Here is a 1,199-nt window from a genome sequence, read left to right on the forward strand (position 1 = left end):
TGAGGGTCATGGCGGAGATCTCCGGTTATGAGAAACAGGGATGCGCCCGCCATGTCGCTCTCTAGCTCCGGCAGGCGCAGCCTTTTCCCGGCGACCCTCTGTCTCTTGATGCGCGGTGCCGCGACGCGTATCTTACCCTTGTCTTACACAGGATCCCGACATGGCACAGGCCGATCCCCCAATCACCACCGTCTCGACCAAGGGACAGGTCATCCTGCCCAAAGCGATCCGCAGGCGCCGGGACTGGGATGCAGGAACCCGGCTCATCGTCGAGGACACCCCCGAAGGCGTGTTGCTGAAGGCGGCGCCCGCCTTTGCGCCCAGCCGGTCTGACGCCGTGTTCGGGATGTTGCCGCATACGGGCGCGCCTGTCTCGCTCGAAGAGATGGAGGCCGGGGTGCTGGCCGAGGCCCGCAGGCACCATGATCGCGATTGATACCAACATTGTCGTCCGCTACCTGACCGGCGATCATCCTGAACAATCGAGGCGCGCGCGCGAGATCGTGGACGGGCAGCCCGTGTTCGTGCCGGTCACCGTGGTGCTGGAAACAGAATGGGTGTTGCGCAGCGCTTATGGCCACGGCCCCGCGGATGTGGCGCGCGCCTTGCGCGCCTTTGGCGGCCTTCCTCATGTCACCGTTGAAGACGCGTCCATCGTGGCGGCCGCGATTGACTTGGTCGAGCGGGGCATGGATTTTGCCGATGCGCTGCATCTTCGCCGCTCGACGGACAGGGACGCGTTTCTGACCTTTGACCGCCGGTTCGTGAAGGCGGCGAAAGCGGTCGCCATCGACCTCGTGCAGGAGGCATGAGAGGATCAGCCGAACCGCCGGCCTTCGGCCGTGAAGGTGTAGCCGTTGGCGGCAATGACGTGGTCGACGGTCTCGTCCGAGGGGAGGTGCTCGTATTGCGCCTTGATCCGGTCATAAAGCCAGCGGGCCAGGCGCATGGCAGCGCGGCATGTTGCGATAAAAGGCCTTGCGCATCTCCCGCAGACGCCGGTCATGACGCGCCTGCGGGCTGATGAGCGCTGCCGCCACCGCGCAAACCACCGTGCTCGCCGCGGCACAAACCCCGACATGCAGGCGCAGGTAGGTTGCGAATATCAGGATGCTCCCCTCCTTGCCTCGCTGACGGCAGGAACAAGATCGACAATCGGCTCGATCCTTGCGGCCGGTCCCATCCACGGCTCCGGGCGG

At 65.1% G+C, this 1,199-nt stretch carries 4 protein-coding genes; 2 read left to right on the forward strand and 2 right to left on the reverse strand.

Translation table 11 applies throughout. The features are described from left to right. The first annotated feature begins 160 nt into the window (after positions 1 to 160). Together CK944_RS22180 and CK944_RS22185 are read left to right on the forward strand one after the other, a co-directional pair. Complete coding sequence (locus CK944_RS22180) at positions 161 to 436, forward strand: AbrB/MazE/SpoVT family DNA-binding domain-containing protein (protein WP_103175188.1); 276 nt, start codon at positions 161 to 163, stop codon at positions 434 to 436. Further along, positions 423 to 812, forward strand: a complete 390-nt coding sequence (locus CK944_RS22185; protein WP_103175189.1) for a type II toxin-antitoxin system VapC family toxin — start codon at positions 423 to 425, stop codon at positions 810 to 812. The genes CK944_RS22180 and CK944_RS22185 overlap by 14 nt, the downstream gene beginning before the upstream one ends. A 5-nt stretch (positions 813 to 817) precedes the next feature. Here CK944_RS22185 and CK944_RS24265 read toward each other — a convergent pair whose 3' ends face one another. Next, positions 818 to 949 carry a hypothetical protein gene (locus tag CK944_RS24265; RefSeq protein WP_256388186.1) on the reverse strand — a complete coding sequence of 44 codons (132 nt, stop codon included), beginning with the start codon at positions 947 to 949 and terminating at the stop codon, positions 818 to 820. Then, on the reverse strand, positions 924 to 1,199 hold a 276-nt coding region (locus CK944_RS23870; protein ID WP_205049143.1), incomplete at its 5' end, for a hypothetical protein. The genes CK944_RS24265 and CK944_RS23870, both read right to left, overlap by 26 nt.

This window comes from Paracoccus sp. SY (assembly GCF_002901215.1).
Lineage (GTDB): Bacteria > Pseudomonadota > Alphaproteobacteria > Rhodobacterales > Rhodobacteraceae > Paracoccus > Paracoccus acridae.

Excerpts from the sequence above, each read along its gene's own strand:
- CK944_RS22180 (WP_103175188.1), top strand. The coding sequence starts at position 161 with ATGGCACAGGCCGATCCCCCAATCACCACCGTCTCGACCAAGGGACAG.
- CK944_RS22185 (WP_103175189.1), top strand. The coding sequence starts at position 423 with ATGATCGCGATTGATACCAACATTGTCGTCCGCTACCTGACCGGCGAT.
- CK944_RS24265 (WP_256388186.1), bottom strand. The coding sequence starts at position 949 with ATGCGCCTGGCCCGCTGGCTTTATGACCGGATCAAGGCGCAATACGAG.